Source organism: Cellulomonas septica, from assembly GCF_012396155.1.
Lineage (GTDB): Bacteria > Actinomycetota > Actinomycetes > Actinomycetales > Cellulomonadaceae > Cellulomonas > Cellulomonas septica.
In genome coordinates this window covers 1-2,002 of the sequence record NZ_JAAXOY010000650.1, presented here as the reverse complement: position 1 = coordinate 2,002, position 2,002 = coordinate 1, and the positions used below count along the sequence as shown (strand labels likewise).

Below are 2,002 nucleotides of genomic sequence, written 5' to 3'. Positions count from 1 at the left end.
CGATGCCGCCGCCGGCCGACACCGCGCCGAGCCTCGAGGAGATCGCCGCCGCCGAGGCCGCCGCGCACGCGCTCGCCGAGCGTCGGACGCAGCGTCGGACGGTGACGTTCGCCCTGGCGGCCGTGCTCGTCGCGCTCGCGGTCTCGTTCGCGCCCGCCGCGTTCCTCGGCCACTTCACCGTGTTCGTGCTCGCGGTGTTCGTCGGCTACTACGTCATCTCGAACGTCAGCCACTCGCTGCACACGCCGCTCATGGCCCAGACGAACGCGATCTCCGGGATCATCCTCGTCGGCGCCCTCCTGCAGATCGGGTCCGACGACTGGGTCGTCACGGTCCTCGCGTGCGTCGCCGCGGCCGTCGCGAGCGTCAACATCTTCGGCGGGTTCCTCGTGGCGAACCGCATGATCCGCATGTTCCGGAAGGACGCCTGATGTCCCTCACGTCCGTCGCGCAGGCGGTCTACCTCGTCGCCGCGGTGCTGTTCATCCTGTCCCTCGCCGGGCTGTCCCGGCAGGAGACGGCACGCCGCGGGAACATGTCCGGGATGGTCGGCATGGGCCTCGCGCTCGCCGCCACGGTCGCGCTCGCGCTCGACGGCAGCGAGCGTGAGGTCGGTGTCACCGCGGCGCTCATCGCGGCCGTGCTGCTCGTGGGCCTCACGGTCGGCACGTGGCAGGCACGGCGCGTCGAGATGACGCAGATGCCCGAGCTCATCGCGATCCTGCACAGCTTCGTCGGCCTCGCCGCGGTGCTCGTCGGGTTCAACTCGTACCTCACCGAGCCGGCCGACCCCGTACACCTCGTCGAGGTCTTCCTGGGCGTCCTCATCGGTGCGGTGACGTTCACCGGCTCGGTCGTCGCCTACCTCAAGCTCTCGGCGAGGATCCCCTCGGCACCCCTCATGCTGCCGCGCCGCAACACCCTCAACCTCGTCGCGCTCGTCGCGTCGGCCGGGCTGGGCGTCTGGTTCGTCGCGGCCCCGTCGATCGTGCCGCTGCTGCTCATGACCGTCGTCGCGCTCGCGCTCGGCTGGCACCTGGTCGCGTCCATCGGCGGCGGCGACATGCCCGTCGTCGTGTCGATGCTCAACTCGTACTCCGGGTGGGCCGCGGCGGCCGCGGGCTTCATGCTGAGCAACGACCTGCTCATCGTCACCGGCGCCCTCGTCGGGTCGTCCGGTGCGATCCTCAGCTACATCATGTGCAAGGCGATGAACCGGTCGTTCGTCAGCGTGATCCTCGGCGGGTTCGGGGCCGAGGAGGGCACGGTGGCCGCGGTCGACCGGGACTACGGCGAGCACCGCGAGATGTCCGCGCAGGACGTCGCGGACCTGCTGCGCGACGCCAAGCGCGTCGTCATCACGCCCGGCTACGGCATGGCCGTCGCGAAGGCGCAGTACCCGGTCGCCGAGCTCGTCGCGAAGCTGCGGGCGCGGGGCGTCGAGGTCCGGTTCGGCGTGCACCCCGTCGCCGGACGGCTGCCCGGGCACATGAACGTGCTGCTCGCCGAGGCCAAGGTGCCGTACGACATCGTGCTCGAGATGGACGAGATCAACGACGACTTCGGCGACACCGACGTCGTGCTCGTCATCGGCGCGAACGACACCGTCAACCCGGCGGCGCTCGACGACCCCGGCTCGCCCATCGCGGGGATGCCCGTGCTCGAGGTGTGGCACGCCAAGCAGGTGGTGGTCTTCAAGCGCTCGATGGCCACCGGGTACGCGGGCGTGCAGAACCCGCTGTTCTTCCGCGACAACACCGCGATGCTCTTCGGCGACGCCAAGGAGCAGACGGAGAAGATCGTCCACGCGGTCTGAGTTCTCCCCGACGGCACGTCCCCGCGTCCACCTGCGGGGACGTGCCGTCAAAACGTTTCGCACCTGGACCCCCGCCCCGCCCGCTCCGTAGCGTCACGCGCGCCCCCGCCGCCCGTCGCGAAGGAGCGACCCACCCATGCCCCACTCCGGCGCCCGCACGCCGCTGCGCACCGCGACCGTCCTGGT

2 protein-coding genes are annotated in these 2,002 nt (G+C 71.0%); both read left to right on the top strand.

All coding sequences use genetic code 11. From position 1 onward, the window contains the following. On the top strand, positions 1-431 hold a 431-nt coding region (locus HGA02_RS17715; protein WP_210728769.1), incomplete at its 5' end, for a proton-translocating transhydrogenase family protein. Continuing rightward, on the top strand, positions 431-1,816 hold the full coding sequence (gene pntB / locus HGA02_RS17710) for a Re/Si-specific NAD(P)(+) transhydrogenase subunit beta (RefSeq protein ID WP_168680554.1): 1,386 nt from the start codon (positions 431-433) through the stop codon (positions 1,814-1,816). The genes HGA02_RS17715 and pntB, both read left to right, overlap by 1 nt. Positions 1,817-2,002: the final 186 nt, after the last annotated feature.

Coding starts and splice junctions, on each gene's coding strand:
- pntB (WP_168680554.1), top strand. CDS start 431: ATGTCCCTCACGTCCGTCGCGCAGGCGGTCTACCTCGTCGCCGCGGTG.